The sequence below is a fragment of the Paraperlucidibaca wandonensis genome, assembly GCF_042677145.1.
Lineage (GTDB): Bacteria > Pseudomonadota > Gammaproteobacteria > Pseudomonadales > Moraxellaceae > Perlucidibaca > Perlucidibaca wandonensis.
Genome location: NZ_JBHTIT010000001.1, coordinates 1274807 through 1297700, shown reverse-complemented (window position 1 = coordinate 1297700; position 22894 = coordinate 1274807). Strand labels below are relative to the sequence as shown.

Below are 22894 nucleotides of genomic sequence, written 5' to 3'. Positions count from 1 at the left end.
GGCGTTGGGCATCATAGATGCTTCGATCATGAATATAAGAGCTTCAACTAGCAGCGACGTAGCTTCAATAGTCGCGTTGTTCACTGCATCTGTGCACCAGATTGCTGCGCGAAGCTATACGCCTGCGCAGTTGGCAGCTTGGGCGCCAGAGTCTCCTAATTTAGGGCAATGGTGCTCGCGACTGGCAATCTTGGAAACGCTGGTGGCGGTGCTTGATGGGGAGATAGCCGGCTTTATCTCTTTTGCCGGAAACGGTCACATAGAATTCCTTTTCACGTCTCCAGCATTCTCGCGTAAAGGCGTGGCATCACGGCTGTATGAGATTGCTGCGCAGACTCTTCGCGCAAGAGGTGTAAGAAGTTTATCAACCGAAGCCAGCATTGAGGCTCGGCCGTTTTTTGAATCAAAGGGATTCAACATTGTCGAGGAACAAGTAGTAGAACGGAATGGCGTTCAATTGAAACGATTCGCAATGACTAGAGTATGCGGCGACAAGGACGCCCAGCCCTGACATCAGCCGACGCTCGTTCCCGCGCGTCTGATGTCAGGGCTGGGCGTTTTGTTTTGTTTGAATTGGACACCACTATGGCGCGCCAGTAAGATTGATGGGTAGTTGACAAGTCAATTATGTGCGCCATATTATTGCGGGCTCAACCATATGGCAATAAAATTATGTCAATCTTCACATCCTCAACTTTGGTACTCCGCTTTGCTGAGCAGCAAGTCTTCCTAAATCGAAAACTAGATCAGGCATTGTCTGCACACGGGATCAGCTTTACCGAGTTTACGGCGCTGCGGCAGTTGCACATTGCACCGAACAAGCAGATCCGTCGAATTGATCTGGCTCAGCTTATCGGTCTGTCAGCATCAGGCGTGACTCGGTTGCTCAATCCAATGGAAAAAATTGGCTTAGTTACTAAGGAGGCTAGCGAGCGGGATGCTCGGGTCAGTTTGGTCAAGTTAACCGAATCTGGTGAACGCCTGCTGAAGGAGGCCGAAGTGTCTTTTGATCATTTGGCTGATCGCAGCTTGCAGGACTTTACTGAGCATGATTGTAGTGAGTTTGCTCGGCTAATCAGCAAAATCCGCTGAAGCATAAGTAGACAATCGAAATGGATCAATGCACTCAAAAAAGCTACCTGGAGCCGACTGAGCAGGCGGAGCGAGCCTTCTTCAGTTACCCGGATAACGGCCCCATCCTGATGCTTAATCTCATGCGTTTTCGCGATGTGGCGGATTACGTAGACAGGCCAGACTTAGCGCCCGAAATGCCAATTAAAGGTAGTACGGCTTTTCAGCTATACATAGATCAAACGCTACCTTTGTTGAAGAAGACTGGAGGTGATTTGTTGTTTTACGGCGCCACTGATAAGTTTCTCATTGGCCCGGCCGATGAAAGTTGGGATGCCGTTATGCAGGTTCGTCAAAACAGTCGATCGGTCTTCCTCGCATTTGCGAGCAATCCAAGCTACCAAGATACCTTGGCTCACCGTACTGCTGCTTTGCGGGACTCTCGTCTGTTGCCGATATTTCCAACCGCAGATCTCTGCTGATGAACTCAGGCGTTATACGCCTTAAAAGCGAGGAGTCTTTTTGAAGCGAATCGTAATATTTGGAAACTCAGGCTCAGGTAAGTCAACTTACGCAAAGAACCTATCATCGAGCCTCGGCTGTTCACACATGGACCTCGATACAGTGGCATGGGAGTCAGGTGTGGCTACGCCGATCAGGCGATCTCTGGAGGCAAGCCAGTCAGAAATTCTGGAGTTTATAAATTCAGAGAAGAATTGGGTCGTGGAGGGTTGCTATGCCGACCTTTTGGAGGTGGCTCTAACTCACGCAACAGAAATAATCTTTCTGAATCCTGGCGCTAAGACTTGCGTCGACAATGCTCAAAATCGCCCGTGGGAACCTCACAAATACAGCAGCCCGGAAGCACAAGATGCCAATATTGGGATGCTAATCGAATGGATCAAAGAGTACGATCGACGCAAGGACGAGTTTTCTTACATGGCACATCGCTGTCTTTTCGAAAGCTTTGTAGGTCAGAAACGGGAATTTAACTCCAATGAACGAGATGGCTAGGAAATGATTTTAGGGAAGAGCAGTATTGCTTGCTGCTAACGCTAATCAATGTTCTCTCAGTCGGAGCCGAGTCATGAGCCTCGGTTTTTTTACGGTGCTGACAAGTTAACTCGCTGGTTGAGATAATTCGTCGATGAGCACCTATAAACGACATCGTTTTCACCCCAGCATCATCAGCTACGCAGTCTGGATCTATTACCGGTTCAACCTAAGCTTTTGAGATATCGAAGACTTACTGGCAGAGAAGGGCACCCTGTCAGTAATGAGGCGATTTGATTTGGTGTATCAAGTTTGGACCTAGTACTGCGTTAGTCTCGTTGAGGTGATAAATGGCTATTATTCTGCCAAACTGCTACTTCATTAATACTACTCTTTGAATGTGCAATGTCTCTTATGCAGCTTAAGCACCCAGCACCTAATGGCGTTACTGTATATTACTGGCCGACTAGTCTCATTCTTTTGGCGCCGTCTCTTTTGCTTGATAGGCCTACAAGTCCGTTATGCGCCACACTTAGAGTTGCCTGCGGCAAGCCCTATATTATTGATGTAAATGGACAGCAGATAACGACACGTGCCTCATTGGTGGCACCAGGAGCTATTAGAAATAAATTGATAGCGTTAGATAGCGATATTGCGCTTTTTTATATACCTCTTGATGCCCCAAGTATGCATAAGGTGAAGGAGCTCCTTGGTAGCCAAGAGCTGTTAAATTTCTCAATAGAGAAATTTGAGCATTTATTGCCGAATATTCGCAAAGCAGCAACCGATACTGTTTCTTCCGCAGAGGCAGGATACTTGATGGATGATGTCATTGAGGCAATGATCGGTGAGAAGATCAAGGAACGAGCACCGATAGATTTGCGCGTTAAGCAATTGCTGAAAGTACTAGCAAACACTCCTTTTAACGAAGTGAGTGTTGATGTTTTATGCGAACAGGTTCATTTATCGCCGTCACGCCTTCGTCATTTATTTAAAAAAGAAGTAGGTTTTACAATTCAACAATATGCCCGTTGGCTTGCGGTTTGGCGCGCGTGTCTACTGTGGCAGCGCGGTCGCCAGTTCACGGATGTGGCTCTAGAGGCAGGCTTCCACGATCTGTCTCATGTCGATCACGCGTTCAATGAGGTATTTGGAATTAACCCCACGAACGTGATCGACCCTAGTTTTGTCCGGCTTATAAACTGTGCTCCTGAGGCCAGTTTATAAGCCTATATCGGCTAGCTCTGTGACGACATTACGATAGAAATTGATGCGACTGAACGCAAAGTCAGTATTGTCTTCACCCATGCAGCTGAGGCCAGGCAACCCCGGAACATCGGAACTACTGAGGGACATATGGTTAAGGCCGGGGTGAGGGTGCTCAGAGTTAGCCGTATCACCATAGATGTAACGCGCTTTTACAGGTGTACGGCCACCAGTATTACCTGGCCCATAAAACTCAAAAGCCTGTGACTCCATGGAGATATTTCCATCATTTTCTCCTTCGCGTTCATAAATGATGCGCCAAAAAAATTGGTCTTTTAAATAGCAGGGATGGGAGATATCTTTGATCGATGTCGTAAAAGTTTGATAATAAACTGGGTGCTCTGGGTCTACAGGTAACTTGTAAAGCTGGTTGAAGCTAGGTGCGCAAGTTTGTTTGCTTGGGTCGCAGTTCATGTCAGTAGAGACGGTCATATATTTAGTGCTTAGCGCTACTACCGATTTACTTCCCTCGGTATTTAGTACCTTGTTGCTACTAAATTCATCAACTGCAAATGCAAGATTAAGTAAAGGTGAGCGACATTGATCGCTGAGGCATGCAGCGAAAGCTTCCAAGATAAAGTCAGCTTGAGCTGTGCCCTTATTTGCACCTAACAAAGAAGTCCAACTTGCTATGTGCTGATACATTGGTCGCCCACTCAGTTCATTAGTAAGAGCGGAGATCATATAGCGGGAGTCAGGACAGCCCTGTGAGTGACAAATTATGTTGAATTTAAGCTTTTGATGACACTCGTCTTCAGAGGAGAAGTCATGCTTTTGCCGATTAATTGGCGAGCTGCAGTAGTCTATCGAAGCAGCGTACAGCCCATCTTCAACTTTAGGGCTCTCTCCTTGGCATAGCCTCTCTGCCATTGTAGTGCCCACACAGCGTTTATATAACAACATGCCTCGCTCTTCATGAGAGCCGTACTTCACCTTATTGGGTTGGTAAACTACGGCACCATCGGCTTCAAGAGCATTCTTGACTCCGAATGCATCATATTCAGCACCAGCTTGCTTTGTATCTCCTTGAAAAGCTGTGTCAGCTGTTCTTGACCAAGCATGTGAAAGTATTATTGGCCATTTTGTGGCTACAGGTTCAGATGGGGGTTGGCTAAAGTTTTTAGCCTCTGTAGGAAGGTTTGCAGCACGCTCGGATACTGGATTGTTATCCTGCGTACCACTATTCTCGCTGCCGTCATTGCAGCCAGCTAAGCTAATGGTTAATAAAGTAATTAATATTAGTAAATGTGGAGACATAATTAAATCTCCACGGGATTTACAATTGGAATTGGTAGGAGGCCTATTAAGGCTGATGGCATTAAATCAATAGCATCAATTATGTCGATGAAGGCTTCAGTGATTGGTACTAATTGCTTGCGATCAATTTTATCTAGCGTGTCCGCTTTGTCATATAGGTAAATTGGGCCTGAAATTAGGCTGGCTGTTGGAATGCCTTCACGACATACGAAAGAAGCATCCGTTGGCATACCGCCAGCTGTACATAGAACATTCGCTTGCAGGAGTGCCATGCGTCTTAAGTCGTGCTTTACAATGGTATTCATCATGACGGCTTTCATGGGAAGCCCCATATTATTCATGATGCCGCGTATTTCGGACTGATCTCTAACCTCCAGTTTTCCGTCGGCCCCAATTATGCCCTGCTTGGCAATGTGCTCTAAGGTAATGTTGGCAACAATTTTGTAAGGAGAGTCTTTATCTTTAATATACTTATCAATAAATGCCATATGTGATTGATAACCAGTGAAATGGGTATCAAAAGTTACAAATAGCATAGTCTTCTCGCGTGACTCCTTGGGCTGAGATGCATAGTGCTGAGCTTGTGCAAGTACGGCTGCTACGCCACTACCATCCTCGACAGCACCGTTAAACACCGAGTCATGATGCGACTGCACCATGATAGTTTCTTTGCTTTTGCCAGTTAAAATGCCAACTACGCTGCGTGACTCGACAGCTTTTCGTGACCCTTCGAAGACTATTTTTGCTTCCTGTTTGCCAAGTTTTAGCTGCTGACGAAGTCGAGCTCCCTCTTTAGCTGTTATCCAAAACCCAGGTATTGTTACTTCAGAGCGGCGATAGAATTCGTTGTAGTAGTTATTAGAGTCAAAATAGTCTGCTAGCACACCAACGAAACCAACTGCTCCTGCATCCATTGCAGCATCTAGAACTGTTGAGTAAGTCGTGATGAAAGGATTTGCAACTAGGAGAGATAAGTCGCTATCTATAACTGATAGCGTGGGATCCCAATAGAACTCCATGAATGGGGCGAGACCAGCTGTAGGTAATAAAAACTTAAGATCAAATAGGACAATTTTTCCTTTTACTCCTTTTAGTTGCTGCTCAAGAGGAGTTCCGAGTCCAATGTCCACCATCTCAGCTTTTAAGCCGTTAGCCCCTGTTGTAAAGACAGATGGCTCACTGGGGGTGATGAAAGAAAAAGCCGAAGGGAAAGCATCTACAGGTTTATCACCCAAGGACAATGAGGTTTTGTCTGCAGACCACCCCCAGGATGTCGCATACTCATAATGCACATCATCTAGGCCGATTTTTTCGAATTGGCATTTTACATATGCTGCTGCTGCATAGCCTTCTGGGGTTCCGGTGCGTCGATATCCGACATTAACTAAATCTTCTATCCAAGCGTAAATACGGTTTTCACTTGGAATGCCTCTAGCCTCGGGTGAGTCGTCCTTGTCACAGGCTTTAGCAACATTGGGGGCACTAACACTGGAAGAGGTTTTTTTTGATGAATCATCGCCGCCAAAGCAGCCTACTAATGAGGCCAGTATTAGGCTAGCTGGCAGTAGTAATTTTTTGAACATGGCACTTCCTTATAGTTTTTATTAGGAAGTGATGCTAAAGACAGTTTTGTGTGCCTGCTTGTATGAAACAACTGAGTTGCGGGTGCGACGTCCCCCCATATTTGAGTAGCGCGCCGCTTTAGAGTCCAATAGTGGTGGTTGCGTAAAAGTGTGAGGACCAACTACTGTTGAATCTGGAAGTTAACCTGTCAGTACCGTTGGCGGCATTTAGTGCTCAAAGGAGCTTAATCACTCATGATTGAAGCAGTATCGAAAATCAACTTGGCTGAAGTGCTCCCGCTAATTCGCGCGTACCAAGAGTTCTATAAGGTTTCGGATATATCCGATGATCGCAATTCAGATTTTTTTGTACAGTTCGGTGAGTCTAGTCTTGCAGGCTGTCAGTTCATCTATAGAGATGAAGGAGCTGTTGTAGGTTTCGCGACGGTATACTTTTCTTTTACTTCAACAATCGCATCAAAAATAGCTGTTCTCAATGATCTATACACCGTGCCTAACTACCGTGGTAAAGGTATCGGTCGCCAGCTGATAGAGCACTGCCGAGGCTATGCAGGGAAAAGTGGTGCAGCTCGTTTGCAGTGGGTTACCGCTCCAGATAATAAGCAAGCCCAGAAGCTATACGATTCAATGAGTACTGGCAAAAGTACATGGCATTTTTACACATACAACACTTAACAAGCAGTTTGCATCTGCTCTGTTTCACTACTTCAGAGGGTACTGACAAGTTAACTTGTCAGTACCGGCGTTTAGTATAGCGAGCTAAATCCAAACGCCGGCATAGGTTTAGGTCAATTAGATGAAATGGGAAGCACTTCATCTAGGAAGCGCAGCTGCAACTTCAGCGCGTTGGTAAAGTAGGGCTCAAAATAAGGGTCAAAGTGGTCTGCATCTATCTCGACTACCTGGAGTTTTGGGTTGGCGACCTTGGCGATTTTGTCCGCCACAAATGGCGCCACCGTATCTCGGGTCGCACCCACTATTAACATTGGTATCTGGACGCGCTTGAGGTTAGTCCAAGGGCGGTAGAACCCCATCGTAAGTAGCGAGCGTGCTGTGACGCGATTTACGTACTTCTTGCCACTGTGTGCAGCAAGGCCCATCTGCATGGCTTCCCAAGCATTGTCGCGATCCATAGTGCCATATTCCCCTTGGCTGGCCACTGTAGGAAGGCTGAGTCCAGCATTTGGCCTCAGGAAGTCGAGCATGCCGTAGCCAATAAACTGGACTAGTCGTCGCAATGGCACGGCGCGTACCGTGGCGACGCCATCTAGCATTGGTACTTGGATGATGGCTCCATACAAATCTGGATGTTGAGCTGCGAGATCGACAACATGACCGCCACCAAACGAAGTGCCCCACACCACGATACGATGTGCATCGACTTGTGGCTGGCTTTTTAGGTGAGCCAGCGCTTCATTTGCTGCTTTTACGCGCCGCCAAGGATTAATGTCCTGACGCGGCCAGCCGCCACTCAGGCCCCAGCCCGGAAAATCAAACTCCATGACGGCATAACCTGTTTCAACAAATCGGTTAATGAATGGAGCAGTCAGTGCTTGCTGGATACTTCCCCATCCTCCAACCATTAGAATGCCGGGTAACTGGCGAGTCCCCGAACTCTCTGGAGTATGAAGTGTTGCTGCACAAGTATCCTGACCTGCCATGAAGGTAGACTTGATAATGGTTACTTTGACATCAGAAGTATCAGGATTTTGACGATTGTTCATAATTTTTCTCAGCTCTGGAAATGATCACAGTTGATTGCGATGCAGTTGGGTGATTTCTGATTGGCTTGAACTCACAGCTGAATGGCCTCTTCATAATTCACTTCTGAGGTCGCTGGAGTAAATGCGTATCCTCAGCTCTCCTTAAATGGATTGAGTCGATTACCGATGTGATATTGCAACGCCATCGGCAATGGCCGCATGGTGCTAGCGAGAAGCTTGTTAAGCATGCCGGGTACCCAGACGGGCTTACCTTTCATTACAGCGTCCCAACCTTCGCGCGCCACTTCATCTGCCTGTTGCCAAAGAATGCTGGGCAACTTGTTGGCAGCTTCGCGCGTACCCATCGTGTCGTGGAATTCACTGTGTGTGAAACCTGGGCAAAGGGCAGTGACGTGGATGCCCTGCGGTTTCAGCTCCATATCCAGCGACTGCGAGATATTGAGCACATAACTTTTAATGCCGGTGTAGAGCAGGCTTGCTCCTGGTGGCGAGAATGCCGCTAGCGAAGAAAGATTGATGATGCGGCCCCATCCTCTGGCACGCATGCCGGGGAGAACGCGGTGACAGAGTTCGGTGACCGCGGTCACCATAAGTTGAATCTCAGCGCCAAGTTGTGGCCATGGTGTGTCGGCAAATGAAGTCTTACTGGAGAGGCCTGCATTGTTAATAAGCACGTCAATAGAGATGCCTTTCTCCTCAGCGAACGCCATGATGGAGGAGGGTGCAGCTGGATCATTAAGATCGACAGCAAAGACATCACATCGCACTCCGTGCTTTGCTGTTAGCTCTTTAGCCAAGTCGTGCAGGCGTTCGATGCGGCGTGCGACAAGAAGAAGTGAATAGCCTTCGGCGGCAAGATGTCGGGCAAATGCAGCTCCAATGCCTGCAGAGGCTCCGGTGATGAGTGCGTTACGGGTGACTGTTTTCATATAAGTCTCACTTTATTGATTGAGAAGGCAGCTCATGCCGTTCGATTTTAAAATTCTTGCGCGCACGACCGATGTCGCCGCGATAAACGCCTATCGGCCCTTCTAGCAGGAATGGATAGGGAGTAAGGCGTTGTGCATCGGTAAAGCCATAAGTTCCGATGCCGAGGTATAGCCCTGACGAGATTCGTCGAACCTCGTCAACCATGTTCACGCTGCCACAAAGGGAATGAAACCTCCTATACACGAGCTGATAGGAGAGACCTCCATCGAGTCGAGATGGTGCTATCAAGGTCCGCATGGGGAAGCGTTGAATGACACGCTTACCCTGCAAAAATGTGTTGTACCCTTGCCCTGTGCTTGCATCGATCGGTTTGAAGGCTTTGCACATCCAAGAGTGGAAATGATTTCTCAGGACGGCTCCGCCCACGAAGGTCGCCAGCCAATTTGGTTGGGCTAGTAGGCGTGCAGCATATTCTCCAGACATTTCTTCGAGCGTCGGCGCCTCAAGCTGTTCGAACACTTTGAGCAACTCTTTCGTTGAGGCTTGCAGCAGTTCTGCCTTCTTAATCATTTCTGGCTTTCTTAAAGCATCGTCTTGAATGCAGTTCAACATAATCATACTTAGTTGTTGAATGATGTTCAAGAGTCTTTAAGAGGAAATGTTGATTGTCATTCAACTGTGTATACAATGTTAAACCATTGGCAGTTGGGCTAACTGTCGCTGATGTAAATATGGAGAGAGGGATGGCTCGAACCAAGCGCGAACAAGACCGGCAATCAAAGCGCGACGAGATCGTGGAAGCAGCCCGAGAGTTGTTTATACAAGAAGGTTACGAAGCCAGTTCGATGAGCCGTCTAGCAACGACTGCCGGCGTTGCTCCCAACACAATCTATTGGTACTTCAAAGACAAGGACGAAGTTCTAGTTGCTGTGCTTGATGCTGAGTTTTCGACGCGTATGGCCGAGTACCTGCAGTTGCAAGTGATTAAGCCCACTGAGCGTCTATTATGGATAGTAAATCAGTTGGAGCAGGTAAATCGGCTGATTGCTACTGTGCATAGTCGCTTAGAGAAATCGCCCGTTGTGAATGCATGGCATGAACGCTTTCATGAACTAACTGAAGAAATGCTTCGTTTAGAGCTGCGGCAGGTAGGCATTGCGTCTGAAAAAATTGATCCCTTGGTAAAGATTAGTATTTTCACAATTGAGGGGCTATTGACTCATCAATTGGCAGGCAACGAAAAGCAAGCAATCTGCGAAGCACTTTTTTCCGTCTAGGCTATATCGAGGGTGCAGACAGGTTAATTCGCTAGATTAGATAATTTTCCCATGAGTGCCTACAAACAACATCGTGTTCATCCCAACATCATCAGCTATGCGATATGTAGTGGTCTAATGATTTAGGACACCAACTTTGGCAAAAATATTCGCCACAGTGAGGTGTAAAAGACCACTATTGTTGAGTCTGAAAGTTAACTTGTTAGTACCTTTTTAATCGCGCATAAAAATCCTGCAGAGTCGCTTCAATATTGGGCTCTAAAGTAAGGCCGCTAGCATTTAGAAAGCCGGCAATCATACGGTAGTGGCCAATTAGCAGAATGATTTCAATTAGCCGTTTCTCATCATAGTGCTCGGCGAGTAAGCCCCAAGTGCCATCGGAAAGGTGACTGCTTTCACACAGCTCATTGCAGGCCTGTATAAGTGCTTGTATGCAGCGATCACTGACGGAGCTTGGCTCACCTGTGAGTTGCACAATGTCATCGCCACTAACGCCGGCGCGCAAGGCGAGTTCAACGTGCTGACCCCATTCATAGCGGCTGCGACAGTTCCATGCCGTGCGTAGAATGACCATTTCGCGCTCACGCCCACTTAAGCGACCAAAAGGCATCAGGCGCGATGCAAACAGTAGCCAAGGCCAAAACAAACTTGGGTTTATGTGCATCACGGTGAAAATATCAGGCACTTGCTGGCGGCCAAAAAGTGCTGAAACCTTAGAGATCGTGCGAAATACTAAGCCACGCTGGGCTGGCGCTGGTACTTGCAGGCGCGCCGATGAGGGTGTTAGCCAACCTTGTGGTGGCTGCAGAAAATCATTAGTCATGAAGGCTACTCCGTAATTGGCGTTTGTTGGCGCTCGCGATAGCTGCTTGTGGTCTCTCCCGTTTGGCCTTTAAACCAACGCATAAATGCCTGGCGTGTACTAAAGCCTAGAGCCTCGGCCACTTCGGTTAGCGGTATTTTTCCTGCATCGAGATGCTCGTGTGCCACTTTGAGCCTGACGCGATCGAGCAGCTCGCTATAAGTGGTGCCAGCTTTTTGCAGCTTGCGATGCAGGCTGCGACTGCTCATGCCCAACTGTGCGGCAATTTGCTCTTTATCTGGCAAGCGGTCGTGCAACATGGCGAGCATAAGTTGGCAGACAGCCTCTTCGATCGAGTGCTCTTTACTGCGCTGCTCAAGCTGCTGCAAGGCATGGCGCTCGAGCATCTCCTTCATGAAGGCATCGCCATGGCGCAGCGGAACTTTCAAAATCGAAGCCGGCATGACGACAGCTGAGCGTGGTGCGCTGAAATACACCGGGCATTGAAAAAATGTTTGGTAGTCCAATAGCAGGCGAGCTTGTGCTGGCGCTTCATGACGAAAATGGATTGCTGAAAATAATGACTTCTGCTCTGGAATGAGTAGGCGAGTCAGCACCACGAATGCGCCCAAAATATATTCGCTGACATGACGGCGAAATAGTGGTCCACCTGCAAGGCATTCCCACTGCAAATGCACGGCGCCTGGGGCAAAGCTGATGGAGGAGTCGCCGATGTCGCTGAGCAGGCCGTTATAGCGTGTCACAGCAGCAAGCACGTCGGAAAAGCGTGGGCAAGCCTGAGCGATATAGCCGAGCAAGCCGAAGGTGGCGGGTTGAATTTCTTGCGCAACATGCAGACCAAGAATGGGATCGGAGAAGTAATGCGACGACACCTCTAATAAGCGCTCAAGTGACGCCACCGAGACGTGGTCGTCGACATTGGCAAAGTCTTTACGCGATAAACCAGCCTCTTCGAGCAATAGGTCGATGGGTAGTCCGGTGTTATCGCCCGAGGCCACGAGATGTTGAACGTGGCGAGCGGATATCCAGCCTTGGGTCGGTTCTTCTAGCGCATTGGACATGCCGTTGCTCCATTAGTTTTAGCGCTTGCTGACTCTTGTGCCTGATCTTGCCATAAGCCGAGGGAGAAAATGGTGCTGGCTTATATAGGTGCATTTTTTGGCCGAATAAGCTACGTGCAAATGACGCTAGCACGGGCAAGATAATTGGCAATTGTTTGTTGTCAGTAGGAAGTTATCGGCCATGAAGCTGTCTAGTCTGCAAGGTAAAAAATGCTTAATCACTGGCGCTGCTAGCGGCATCGGCAGAGCTACCGCTGTGGTCGCCGCCGGCGAGGGTGCCGAGCTTTATCTGACCGATGTACAAGCCGATGGACTAGAAGCAGTGGTTGCCGAGATTCGTGCCAAAGGCGGGCAGGTGGCGTTATATCAGGCATTTGATATTGCTGATTATGACGCGGTTTGTGCTTTTGCGCGTGATATTCACAGCGTACACGGCAGCATGGACGTGCTGATGAATATTGCCGGCATTTCCATTTGGGGCAGCATCGACCGCCTACAGCATGAGCACTGGCGCCAAGTCATCGAGATCAACTTGATGGGCCCGATTCATGTCTTAGAAAGCTTTGTGCCGAAAATGATTGAGGCCGGACGCGGCGGTCATATCGTCAATGTGTCATCGGCGGCGGGGCTGTTTGGCTTGCCGTGGCATGCGGCATATAGCGCTAGCAAATTTGGCGTGCGCGGCATTTCTGAGGTGCTGCGTTTTGACCTAGCTAAGCATGGCATTGGCGTGAGTTTGGTTTGCCCTGGCGCGGTCAACACGCCATTGGTTGGCTCCGTCAATATTGTGGGTGTTGATCGCAATAACCCTGAAGTTCAGGCGACCGTGAAGCGCTTCCAGCGCCATGCAGTAACGCCAGAAAAGGCGGCACAGGCTATTTTGAAAGGCATTAAAGATAACCGCTATATGGTTTTCACTTCGCCAGATATTCAGGTGGGGTATTGGTTCCAGTGCAAGTTTGCACTGCCTTATGAGTTAGTGATGCGTTTGCTGAATCGCCAAGTGCGCTTGCTTGCTGAAAAGCACAGCTAATTAACAAAGCTCAACAATAAAAATAAAATAAGAGGTGAGCAAAGTGAGTACTCATTATCGCGTACTTAGTGGGCTATTTTTGCCACTAGCTTTAGGTGCTTCATCATTCGTATGGTCTGCGGGTGCTGAAGTCCCAGTCATTGCAATCAGCAGCCAAGGTACGTCGAATGCGAACTCTGCCGAGGCAAATGACGCATCGGTGTTGTTTTATAACCCTGCTGGCATGGCGCGCCTGCGTGGCACCAACGTGTCTCAGCCATTTGCGCTAATTGCGGCATCAACCAAGGTGGAAAATAAGGGCACCACGCGCGCTCAAGATATGGGGCAGGCGCCAGATACCGGGCCTACGGCAGACTGCAGTAAATACGATTGCATGAGTGCTGCTAATCCCAAGCCCGCAATGCCTGCTGTTGGCCCTCAGCCCGGCGGTATTTTTCCTGCCGTGCTGCCAGTAGGTGCTCTTTTTGCTACGACGCCGTACAACGACAGCATTAGCTTAGGCATTGGTGTTTTTTCGCCAGGCGGCGGAAACTTGAACTACAAGAGTGATTGGTTTGGCCGATATTTCATTGACAGCGTCGCGATTGAGACGATCAATATTAACCCATCGATGTCTATTCGCTTTGATGATAAGCACAGCATCGGCTTCGGCGTATCAGCAATCCTTGGTCATGCAAAATTCAAAAAACCTATCGATGTTAATAAAATTGCGCCATATTTGTTTAAGTCCATTATTAATAACAATAAAGGATTAATTGAAAAACTAAATGGCGACCTAGGCAGTCCGCTGCCCGTTGATGAGCTAGCTCCATTATTGGAAGGCATTGCTCAATTTGTGCCGGCAGGAGTGAAGGATTTGCTTATTCCTTTGTTTGCGGGTGGTGGCGTGCCAACTCTGGGGCAATTTAATGATGTTTTAATTCCTGCTCTTAATAACGTCAGCCTTACTGATCCAACGAGTACGTCATCCGCAACCGTCGAGGTTTACGGCTTGGGCTATGGCTGGAACTTGGGCTATATGTACCAGATGAGCGATAAATCACGACTCAGTGTTTCCTATCGCTCGGCATCGGATGTGCGCATGAATGGCGAGCTAGATTGGGATTTCTCTGATCTTCGAGCTAGTGAACTGGGCAATGTGGTGACCGGAGATTTGCCCGCATTCCTCAGCGAATACTATCGTCCGGATGTCGACGCAAGGTTGGTTTTCACCATCCCATCTAAGCTCAATATTGGCTTTTTTACCGAGCTAAACGATCGCTTAGACATGATGATGAGCTACACGTTTAATAAGTCTTCGGTGGTTGAAAGTTTGAGCGTCGAGCTTATCAATCAAACAACCGACACCAAGCAAGGGCCGGTCGTGCTTGCGCAAAACTGGCGCGACTCGTTTACGGCGGCGGTAGGTTTTAACTATCACTGGAACGACAAGCTCACGCTGCGTACCGGCCTTCAATTTGACCAAACGCCTATTTCTGGGCCAACGGGTCGCCATCCCGGCCTTGCGGATAATGATCGCTGGATGACCTCGGTAGGCCTTGGTTACGAAGTCGATAAAAATACCTCCATCGATTTCGCCTATAGCTATATGTACATCATGCCCGGCATCTCGAATTATCACGAACGCTGCACTGGCACCTACTACGAAGGCTCGGCGGCACAGGGGGCGAGTGAATGTACTGCCGATGGTGGTACTTTTCGTGGTCGTTTCTACGACAGTCATGCGCATATATTGGGCTTGCAGTTTAACAAAAAACTTTGATTTTATAATGTCTTATGATAATTCCATCTAGGTGGAAACGATGATCGGTGTCCGAATTAGATATCATTTCTGTCTCGTTTTAAGCCCTGCGGAAAAGGCGGTTAGGCATATGCTGAAACACAAACTACGGGCTTGCCCGATAAAAGTGTCTGGAGGCTATATGCAAATTTTACGGTGGGCTTTGGCCGGTACAGTTGCGCTTTTTTTAGTAGGTTGTGGTGGTGAGTCCTCCACGCCAAAAGCGCCACTAGCCGCAATCACAGATCCCGTCACAGATCCCGAGCCAGAAGTTCCATCGACGCAAGTTAAGAAAACGGTAACGTTTAAGGCCAGCGACGGTAAAAAACTTCAAGCAATTATCACCGCTGCTGATGAGCTAAAGCCGCGTCCACTTATTATTGAGTTCAGCCCCTACGGCTCAGGCTCGGCCGTGCCCGACTTCGGCCCCGCATACAATCATGTGTTTGTTAATGCTCGAGGCACAGGCTCCAGCCAAGGCGTTTGGAGCGCCGTTGGCCCGCGCGATCAATTAGATGTTGCCGAGTTTCTCGAGTGGGCCTGCGATCAGCCTTGGAGTAATGGCCACATTGGTTTGTATGGTTTTTCGGCTAGCGCTATAGCTGTCTATAACTCCATGCATTTGCCGCTAGCGTGCGTAGATGCCGCTGCGCTCATGGCTGGCACTAACGATCTGTATCGAGATCTGCTTTTCCCTGGCGGTATGCAAAACATATTGCCCGCGATTGCTGTTGGTTTTGGTGTCGGCGCGCCATTATTAGCGAGTCTGCCCGATCGAATGATGGCAAATCCAGTGCCAATTGACTTGCTAGAGTCTGGCTTAGGCTTCTTGCTCGACCTCTTGCCAAATGCACTTTTGCTGCACCAATCTGAGGATGCCTACTGGCAGGCACGCACACAACGGCCTGGGCCAAATGTATTTCCTGTGCTGGCGGACACCGGGTTTTATGATGTCGAATCACGCGGGCCATTCGAAAGCTATAAGATGCTGCGTGATCTTGGCGTGCCCGTTCATTTGCGAGTCTTTGGCGCACACGATGGCTTTCCGAAAAATGGGCCTGACCCATTCGTAGAATATAAGCGCTGGTTTGATCGCTATTTGTTAGGCATTGAAAACGGTATCGATAAAGAGCCGAAGGTGCAGATACTGGTTGGCCACGGTAGCTATAAAGCATCGCTAGATGGCCAATTTACAAAAATCGATGCAACAGATTGGCCGGTGCCCGGCACACGTTGGCAGTCGCTGTATTTCGATGCCAGTCGCGGCGGTGGCGCAAAGTCTATCAACGACGGAAAGTTAGCTCCGGCGCCAATAAAAAAGAAAGCATTGCAGCCATACCCTGCGCTCACATCATTGCCGACCGCTACCGATCCCAACACCACGGCGACAATTTATGGTGCCGGCGCTCCCCTATTTATCGCGCTGCCATTTCTGACCGAGCTGGCGCTGATGGAGCCGCTATCGCTGACCTACACCACGCCAGTATTGACTAAGGATGTCGATGTGGTGGGCCCCGCTAGCCTAGAAGTGTACTTATCCATGCTGTTGCCCGACGGTGATATTCAAGCGGTAATCGCTGATGTATGGCCAGATGGCAGCGCTCATCCGGTAGCTGTTGGTCGCCTGCGAGCCGGCTATCCTAAGCTTGTTGAGGAGCGCACTGTGCGCGATAGTTCTGGCGAAATCGTGCAGCCATATGCAGATTTCAGTAAGAAGTCTTACGCGCTACCGATGCAAAATAGAAAGTATCACGTAGAGTTTTGGCCTATCGGCAATCGCTTTCAAGCAGGCCATCGACTACGCGTGTATTTAACCGGCGCTGCCATGTATATGCTGCCAGTGCCCGGATTAAACGTTGTGTCTGTCGGTGGCGATACTCCATCGCGACTATTACTGCCAGTTCTGCCTGCAAGCGATCTATTGGTAGCAATGCGCGCTGCTCAATAAGGCTGAGCAGGCAGTGCCCTGTCAGTTATGAATCGATCCGATTGTGGTGTATCAAATTCGGACCTAGCTATGCTCGTAAGCTTAAGCAAAGACATCGCGGATTTGGCGATACGTTTTATCTTGATGAGGTATTTATCAAGATAAACGGAAAGCAGCACTACTTGTGGCGAGCCGTGGATCAGGATGACGAAGTAGTCGATGTCTATGTTCAGAGTCGCCGTAATGGTGCGGCGACACGGCAGTTCTTTAGGCGCTTATTGCGCAGCAATGGCGGCGAACCACGAACAATAGTCACTGATAAGTTGGCGAGTTATAGGGTTTCTAAGCGTGAGTTAATGCCTTCCGCTCATCACGACACGAGTAAGTATGCCAATAATAGGGCAGAGCAGTCGCATGAGCTGACGCGATTTCAAGAGCGAGGCATGAGGCGTTGCAAGTCGCAGAGCCAGGCTAAGCTATTCCTAACGAATCATGCAGCAGTATCTAATCAATTCAATTTAGGCAGACATCTAATTTCAGCAAGCCATTATCGACGCAGCAGGAAGGCTGCGTTCGCAACGTGGAGATCGGTGGTTGCGTAAAGGCGGTAGGGTAAATTCTTGCTAAGCTTAAAAGTTAACTTGTCAGTACAAAAGGATGCTAGAGGCTTGAGCGATACCTCGCTTGTATAGAACGACTGTGTTTTGGGGGCACTGGGCTTCCTCTGCTTTAGTAGGCAAGCCCCGTTGCCTTTGAAGCCGCGAGGAGTTTACGGCGAGAGTTATCCACATAATCTGTTGATAACTAAGTGGATGAATGACTGTAAGCCTTGGGCAGTCAGGCGTGATAATGATGTTCATTTTATAGCCAATTCGGCGGTTTAATACGCCAAGTGAGTAGGCGATACTGATTGAACTTTATCTGCTTTATAGACATGTTCTGATGGTCGCATAGCGATGTGAAGGGCAACTATTGCTAACCTAAAAAGTTAACTTGTTGATATTATACCGATTTTTAAGCGGTACTGCCCTGGAGAGACATTCTCCCAGCGTCTGAACGCTCGCGAAAAGCTTGCTGTATCGGCATAGCCCAAATACACGGCAACTTCATCTAACTTCATATTGGTCATATCGAGTAGCTGAGTCGCTAATTGTTGCCTAGTCTCCTCAATAATTATTCTAAAGCTCGTACCTTCAGCCTCTAGCTTCCTGCGTAGCTGCCGAGTGGAGGTATTAAGTGCTCTAGCAATATCATCCAAAGACGCCAACAAACCCTGTGTACTTAACAATTGCTGACGAACTTGACCTGCTATGCCGCCTATTTTGCGGTTGGTCAGCAAGTGGCGGCATTGATCCTCAAGCAAACGTATTAGGTGTGGGTCAAATGTTGGCAGTGGTCTATTTGCGTCATGAAGATTAACTATGATTGCTGTGCGCTGGGCATGGCTATGCACAGTTAGCCCTGATAGCTCAGCTATACGATGGACATATGGCAGGGGCGGACCGGCAAGCTCTAGACGTTTAATAGGGCGCCCGTTGAAGCTAAGCTCATGAATGAGATTAATTGTGGTGCCAATATCTCGCTCTAGCAAAAACTGCTGAAGATGAGTTGGAATATCGCTAGGATCAGCATAAATAATTAGTTCATCTAGCACGGCGGCGATTTTAAAGGAGCAGTAGGCCGTACTTAGTGGTAAGTATCGGATAGCACATTCGAGTGCTTCTCGAACGTTTCTGCTGGTTCGTAGTGCAAAGCCCCATGTTCCGAATGTTGATACGTTGTATTGCATGCCGAGCTCAAACCCTAGAGCTGGGATGTGCGAGAGTGATGCCATAATGTTTTCGATAAGGCGCATTTCTTGCTGAGGCGTTATCAGTGCTTCAGGGTTTTCTAATAGGGCTTGTGTGATTTCTGTGCCAAGCAAGCAGGCGTCATTGCTGGCTCCTTGCGCGTTTGCATAGTTCAAAATGACCTGACTGATAGCGAGGCTGTGCAATACAGGCTCAGTGGACATTTGGACTCCTAGTACATCTCATTTGGCATCGACAATATCTAGACACCTGGCCACAAATGCAAGTAGATAGGCCAGATCTGCTCTCTTAAAGCGTGACTTCTCAAACTAAGCTTCGATTGTATGTCCATCGAAGAATAAATAGGGAAAGCATCATGGAGCGCACACTGACTGAGCATAATAGGTACGCTATTTCTGTGGCCAAGGTACATATGGGGCATGTTGCTTGGTGTACGGTTGCGCTTTCCGTCGCCGTGTTGCTGCTATATGTCGTTAGCTTTTATCTGGTTGCAATTAATGTTATGCCAGTTTGGCTGGCATTTATAGCGGTATGCATAACAACGTACATGGCTTATACGCCAGTCCATGAAGCAGTACATAATAATATTAACGGGGATAATACTGGGCTACAGTGGTTGAATGATGCTTGTGGCTACTTGTGTGCACAACTACTTATAATTCCTTATTCTGCACATAAAATAGAGCACTTCACGCATCATAGGTACACTAATCAGCCAAATAAAGATCCAGATTACATTATTAGCGGTGTTATGCGTGGTGGACTATTTGCAATAATAGCAATCTCTAAGTTTCTTTGGAATCAAATAACTTACCCTCTTCATAATCATTGGGGAGAAATGCCTTTAAGCGGAAAGCTTATCTATACTGCTGAGCTTAGTGTAGCAGTAGTTTGGCGAGCTGCTCTATTTATGCTGCTTCCAGTATCAAGTGCTATGCTTTTAGTTGTAATGGCCTATGTTATAGCTGTCGTATTTACGTCTTATTGGTTTGCCTATCGCCCGCACCATCCATATCAAGAAGTAGCTCGTTATAAAAATACAAGCAGCTTAATTATGCCACGCTGGATGAAGCCACTAGAGTGGTTTTGGCTAGGGCAGAACTTACACTCTATTCATCATGCTTTTCCACGAATTCCATTTTATCGGTATCACGCTGTTTTTAGAATAATTGAGCCAGCACTTCGAGCTCATGATGCCCCGGTAATTGGAGTTTTTAATAGGAATCCAATAGAAATAACAGCTCATACAGATTAATGTTTTAACGTGAATAATCATATTATAAAAAGAGAAAATATATGAAAAAATTAATAGTACCAGCTTTTTTAATTTCCGCCTTAATAACGCCAGCAGTTCAAGCCAATCAAAGGCTCTGCGTTTATGATCTACTTGGCGGCGCTGGCGATATGGTCAATATTGCCAAAGATTACGCCGTAGCCGCTCAATCCATGGGCGCTAAAATTACTATCAAAGCCTACACCGATGAGCGCGTAGCCACAGAAGATTTGAAAGCAGGTGAGTGCGACGCAGTGATGGCCACTGGCTTTCGAACTCGCCAATTCAACCCAACAGCGGGTGCGCTCGATTCTTTAGGTGTCTCTACCATTATTCGTAATGGCAAAGTTGATATGCCAGCCAGCTATGAAACGGTGCGAAAAACCATTCAAACCTTTGCTTCGCCGGCTGCTAGCAAGTTAATGATTAATGAGAGATATGAAGTCGCCGGCATCATCCCGTTTGGCACGGCATATCCTGTTGTTAATGATCGCAAGATCAACACGGTAGAAGCGCTAGCAGGCAAACGTATTGCCTCGTTTGATTACGATAAAGCGCAGGCCATCATGATTCAGAAAATTGGCGCCCAGCCTGTCTCAGCCGATATCACCAACTTTGCAGGTAAGTTTAATAATGGTTCCGTGGACTTTATCGCCGCCCCCGCCATGGCTTATCGCCCATTAGAGCTATATCGCGGTATCGGTACTAAAGGTGCTATTCAGCGCTTCCCGATTCTTATTTTGACTTATCAAATCATTATCAATGAGACGAAGTTTCCTGAGGGGTTTGGTCTGAAGTCACGCCAGTATTGGTTGGGTCAATTCAATCGCGCAATGTCGCTTATCAACAAGGCAGAAAAAGATATTCCTACCGCGACATGGGGTGATTTAACTCCGGAGAATATGGTCAAGTACACCATTATGCTGCGCGACTCACGAATTGCGATTGCTGAGCAGGGCATTTATGACAAGCCTGGCCTGAAGATCATCAAGCGCGTTCGCTGCAGCATCAGTTCAGCTGATTCAGAGTGCAGTGCTAATACTGAGAATTGGTAATTTTAAACAGCGATACTCATTGTAGTTACAGAACACCAAGAGCTAGATATGAACGAAGCAGATCAACTTGATTACGATTACCTGATCATCGGCTCTGGCTTTGGAGGCAGCGTGTCAGCACTTCGGCTAGCCGAGAAAGGCTATCGTGTGTGTGTTTTGGAGCAAGGTCGGCGCTGGACACCAGAAAACCTGCCCTCAACGAATTGGAAGTTCTGGGACTATCTCTGGCAGCCCGTACTTGGCCTGAGTGGCTTTCTTAGCTTACGGCTTTTTCGCCATGTCATGATTTTGCATGGCAATGCGGTTGGCGGCGGATCTATCACTTACGCTCAGACTCTGTTGATTCCACCAACAAGTGTGTGGGCGGAAGGTAGTTGGGCAGGGATTTCAGATTGGCATACGGAGATGCCGGCGCATTATGAGCGTGCGAAGGAGATGCTCGGTGTTACGGTCAATAAGCGCCCCGCTGCAGCTGATGCGAAGCTCAAAGAAATGGCAGATGCCATGGGAGTTGGGGGCAGCTTTTACTATACCGATGTAGGCGTCTTCTTTGGCAAAGAAGGTGACGATCCTGGGACGGAGTATCCCGACCCATACTTTAAAGGTGATGGCCCTGCGCGTAACTCATGTATAGGTTGTGGTGGTTGCATGGTGGGCTGTCGTTACAATGCTAAAAACACATTGGATAAAAATTACCTTTATTTGGCAGAGAAGCGAGGCGTAACTGTTTGCGCTGAAACAAAAGTTATTGATGTGAGGCCTTTGAATGACTGCGCGGATGGTGCTGATGGTTATGTCGTTTCTACTGTTCCAACATTCTCTCGTTGGAAGCCTAAAGTTCGACATATCACAGCAGGCAAGGTGATTTTCTCAGCATCATCACTGGGTAGCCAGGCACTATTATTTTCATTGCGTGACTCTGGGTCATTACCAAATATCTCAGCCAGCCTTGGCAAACGTGTTCGCACAAATGCTGAGTCGATTTTGGGTGTGCGTTACCCCGGTAGCCAAGAAGATATGTCTAAAGGTGTAGCTATCGGATCTGGTATTTATATAGATCAGCATACGCATGTCGAGGCTGTACGTTACGCGGATGGCTCCAACCTATTGAGCAGTTTGCTAACAACTCTGACCGCAGGGAGGCCGGGCGCTAGCCGACCGCTGTACTGGCTATTAGCATTTATTCGCTTGCTTCTAACTCGCCCAATTGCCGCAATTCGCTCCGTGCTTCCTTATCGCTTCTCGCGTGAAACGGTAATTTTCCTAGTGATGCAAGCTTTGGAAGGTCATCTTGATATGCGGTGGACTCGGCCGTGGTATTGGCCTTTTAAGAAGATATTAAGCACTCATGGTGCCCCTATTCCTACCTTTATCCCTGCGGCAAATGAGTTCACAAGGAAGGCTGCCGCTGCTACGGGGGGCGTAGGTATGAGCTCGCTTAGTGAAATATTTTTCAATGTCCCGATGACGGCTCACTGCATGGGCGGCTGCAATATGGCGAGCAGAGCAGAAGATGGAGTTATAGATTCACAGCATAGAGTTTTTAATTATCGCAATCTGTATGTAATTGATGGTTCCGTAATTGCAGCCAATCTGGGGGTAAATCCAAGCTTAACCATTACTGCGCTTGCAGAGCGGGCCATGAGTTTTATCCCTGATAAAATTTGCTCCTAATTCAAGTAATTAATGGAAGGTTACCGCGCCATCTGCTCGTAGTAAGCCAAGCTTGGGCCTGTCTATTTCCGCGAATTCAAACGGATTTTACCCCTGATCTTGTTGTTACTTTGCCCTGATGGTGATGGCGGACTTCCCTGTTAACGTTTTCGTAAAGCTGTATAGATAGGCTTAAATACTGGGCGTGAAGCGGAGTGAGGCAGTAATTTTGCGGTAAAAGTCCCTGATACTTCCCTGTTAGCAGGGAAATAGGGCGCAGACGAGTTCGCTCAAGACTGTGCCCACCGCCAAGTGATTTGCCTGAAGCCCGCCTAGTAAGCGGGCTTCAGCGTTTCTGGAAACCGTGTTTTTTTCAA

The 22894-nt window shown here is 48.0% G+C and carries 22 protein-coding genes; 14 read left to right on the top strand and 8 right to left on the bottom strand.

The window, feature by feature from the left end; translation table 11 throughout:
• Window positions 1-28: 28 nt before the first annotated feature.
• The 5 genes from ACFQ0F_RS06030 (at window position 29) to ACFQ0F_RS06005 (ending at window position 3291) form a co-directional block, all read left to right on the top strand.
• Window positions 29-511, top strand: coding sequence for a GNAT family N-acetyltransferase (locus ACFQ0F_RS06030; RefSeq protein WP_379070163.1), 483 nt, complete (start codon window positions 29-31; stop codon window positions 509-511).
• A gap of 161 nt (window positions 512-672) precedes the next feature.
• Window positions 673-1092 (top strand): MarR family winged helix-turn-helix transcriptional regulator, encoded by a 420-nt coding sequence (locus ACFQ0F_RS06025; protein ID WP_379070160.1) that lies wholly within the window; start codon window positions 673-675, stop codon window positions 1090-1092.
• A 122-nt stretch (window positions 1093-1214) separates the two neighbouring features.
• The gene (locus tag ACFQ0F_RS06020; protein ID WP_379070157.1) at window positions 1215-1553 is read left to right on the top strand and encodes a DUF1330 domain-containing protein; all 339 of its coding nucleotides are present in this window, start codon (window positions 1215-1217) and stop codon (window positions 1551-1553) included.
• A 40-nt stretch (window positions 1554-1593) separates the two neighbouring features.
• Complete coding sequence (locus tag ACFQ0F_RS06015) at window positions 1594-2085, top strand: AAA family ATPase (RefSeq protein ID WP_379070154.1); 492 nt, start codon at window positions 1594-1596, stop codon at window positions 2083-2085.
• A gap of 384 nt (window positions 2086-2469) precedes the next feature.
• A complete protein-coding gene (locus ACFQ0F_RS06005) occupies window positions 2470-3291 on the top strand; it encodes a helix-turn-helix domain-containing protein (RefSeq protein ID WP_379070151.1) in 822 nt (273 codons plus the stop codon).
• Here the strand turns inward: ACFQ0F_RS06005 and ACFQ0F_RS06000 are convergent.
• Together ACFQ0F_RS06000 and ACFQ0F_RS05995 are read right to left on the bottom strand one after the other, a co-directional pair.
• A complete protein-coding gene (locus tag ACFQ0F_RS06000) occupies window positions 3286-4587 on the bottom strand; it encodes a hypothetical protein (RefSeq protein WP_379070148.1) in 1302 nt (433 codons plus the stop codon). The two genes, ACFQ0F_RS06005 and ACFQ0F_RS06000, sit on opposite strands and share 6 nt — an antisense overlap.
• 2 nt (window positions 4588-4589) lie before the next feature.
• Window positions 4590-6170: a M28 family peptidase gene (locus tag ACFQ0F_RS05995; protein WP_379070145.1), complete on the bottom strand. Its 1581-nt coding sequence runs from the start codon at window positions 6168-6170 to the stop codon at window positions 4590-4592.
• A gap of 234 nt (window positions 6171-6404) precedes the next feature.
• On the opposite strand from ACFQ0F_RS05995, the gene ACFQ0F_RS05990 reads away from it, so the two are divergent.
• A complete protein-coding gene (locus ACFQ0F_RS05990) occupies window positions 6405-6845 on the top strand; it encodes a GNAT family N-acetyltransferase (RefSeq protein ID WP_379070142.1) in 441 nt (146 codons plus the stop codon).
• A gap of 113 nt (window positions 6846-6958) precedes the next feature.
• On the opposite strand, the gene ACFQ0F_RS05985 is transcribed toward ACFQ0F_RS05990, so the two are convergent.
• The 3 genes from ACFQ0F_RS05985 to ACFQ0F_RS05975 form a co-directional block, all read right to left on the bottom strand.
• Window positions 6959-7894, bottom strand: coding sequence for an alpha/beta hydrolase (locus ACFQ0F_RS05985; protein WP_379070139.1), 936 nt, complete (start codon window positions 7892-7894; stop codon window positions 6959-6961).
• 131 nt (window positions 7895-8025) lie between these two features.
• Entirely contained in the window at window positions 8026-8823 is a 798-nt protein-coding gene (locus ACFQ0F_RS05980) for an SDR family NAD(P)-dependent oxidoreductase (protein WP_379070136.1), read from the bottom strand.
• A 7-nt stretch (window positions 8824-8830) separates the two neighbouring features.
• A complete protein-coding gene (locus ACFQ0F_RS05975; RefSeq protein WP_379070134.1) occupies window positions 8831-9442 on the bottom strand; it encodes a hypothetical protein in 612 nt (203 codons plus the stop codon).
• 125 nt (window positions 9443-9567) lie between these two features.
• Here ACFQ0F_RS05975 and ACFQ0F_RS05970 point away from each other — a divergent pair, with 125 nt between their 5' ends.
• Window positions 9568-10101 carry a TetR/AcrR family transcriptional regulator gene (locus ACFQ0F_RS05970; RefSeq protein WP_379070131.1) on the top strand — a complete coding sequence of 178 codons (534 nt, stop codon included), beginning with the start codon at window positions 9568-9570 and terminating at the stop codon, window positions 10099-10101.
• A 202-nt stretch (window positions 10102-10303) separates the two neighbouring features.
• On the opposite strand, the gene ACFQ0F_RS05965 is transcribed toward ACFQ0F_RS05970, so the two are convergent.
• Window positions 10304-10924: a carboxymuconolactone decarboxylase family protein gene (locus ACFQ0F_RS05965; protein WP_379070128.1), complete on the bottom strand. Its 621-nt coding sequence runs from the start codon at window positions 10922-10924 to the stop codon at window positions 10304-10306.
• Window positions 10925-10929: 5 nt separating this feature from the next.
• Complete coding sequence (locus ACFQ0F_RS05960) at window positions 10930-11985, bottom strand: AraC family transcriptional regulator (RefSeq protein ID WP_379070125.1); 1056 nt, start codon at window positions 11983-11985, stop codon at window positions 10930-10932.
• Between the two features lie 181 nt (window positions 11986-12166).
• Here ACFQ0F_RS05960 and ACFQ0F_RS05955 point away from each other — a divergent pair, with 181 nt between their 5' ends.
• The 4 genes from ACFQ0F_RS05955 to ACFQ0F_RS05940 all read left to right on the top strand — a co-directional run bounded on the left by ACFQ0F_RS05955 (window position 12167) and on the right by ACFQ0F_RS05940 (window position 17327).
• A complete protein-coding gene (locus ACFQ0F_RS05955; protein ID WP_379070122.1) occupies window positions 12167-13018 on the top strand; it encodes an SDR family oxidoreductase in 852 nt (283 codons plus the stop codon).
• Between the two features lie 43 nt (window positions 13019-13061).
• Window positions 13062-14780, top strand: a complete 1719-nt coding sequence (locus ACFQ0F_RS05950) for an OmpP1/FadL family transporter (protein ID WP_379070119.1) — start codon at window positions 13062-13064, stop codon at window positions 14778-14780.
• 160 nt (window positions 14781-14940) lie between these two features.
• A complete protein-coding gene (locus ACFQ0F_RS05945; protein WP_379070116.1) occupies window positions 14941-16746 on the top strand; it encodes a CocE/NonD family hydrolase in 1806 nt (601 codons plus the stop codon).
• Complete coding sequence (locus tag ACFQ0F_RS05940) at window positions 16647-17327, top strand: IS6 family transposase (protein ID WP_379072119.1); 681 nt, start codon at window positions 16647-16649, stop codon at window positions 17325-17327. Before ACFQ0F_RS05945 ends, ACFQ0F_RS05940 begins: the two co-directional genes overlap by 100 nt.
• 386 nt (window positions 17328-17713) lie before the next feature.
• On the opposite strand, the gene ACFQ0F_RS05935 is transcribed toward ACFQ0F_RS05940, so the two are convergent.
• Entirely contained in the window at window positions 17714-18739 is a 1026-nt protein-coding gene (locus tag ACFQ0F_RS05935; RefSeq protein WP_379070114.1) for an AraC family transcriptional regulator, read from the bottom strand.
• Window positions 18740-18891: 152 nt separating this feature from the next.
• Here ACFQ0F_RS05935 and ACFQ0F_RS05930 point away from each other — a divergent pair, with 152 nt between their 5' ends.
• The 3 genes from ACFQ0F_RS05930 to ACFQ0F_RS05920 are packed head-to-tail and all read left to right on the top strand — an operon-like array spanning window position 18892 to window position 22538.
• The gene (locus ACFQ0F_RS05930) at window positions 18892-19791 is read left to right on the top strand and encodes a fatty acid desaturase (RefSeq protein WP_379070111.1); all 900 of its coding nucleotides are present in this window, start codon (window positions 18892-18894) and stop codon (window positions 19789-19791) included.
• 41 nt (window positions 19792-19832) lie between these two features.
• Entirely contained in the window at window positions 19833-20864 is a 1032-nt protein-coding gene (locus tag ACFQ0F_RS05925; RefSeq protein ID WP_379070109.1) for a putative solute-binding protein, read from the top strand.
• 48 nt (window positions 20865-20912) lie between these two features.
• Window positions 20913-22538: a GMC oxidoreductase gene (locus tag ACFQ0F_RS05920; protein WP_379070107.1), complete on the top strand. Its 1626-nt coding sequence runs from the start codon at window positions 20913-20915 to the stop codon at window positions 22536-22538.
• The last annotated feature ends 356 nt before the right edge of the window (window positions 22539-22894 follow it).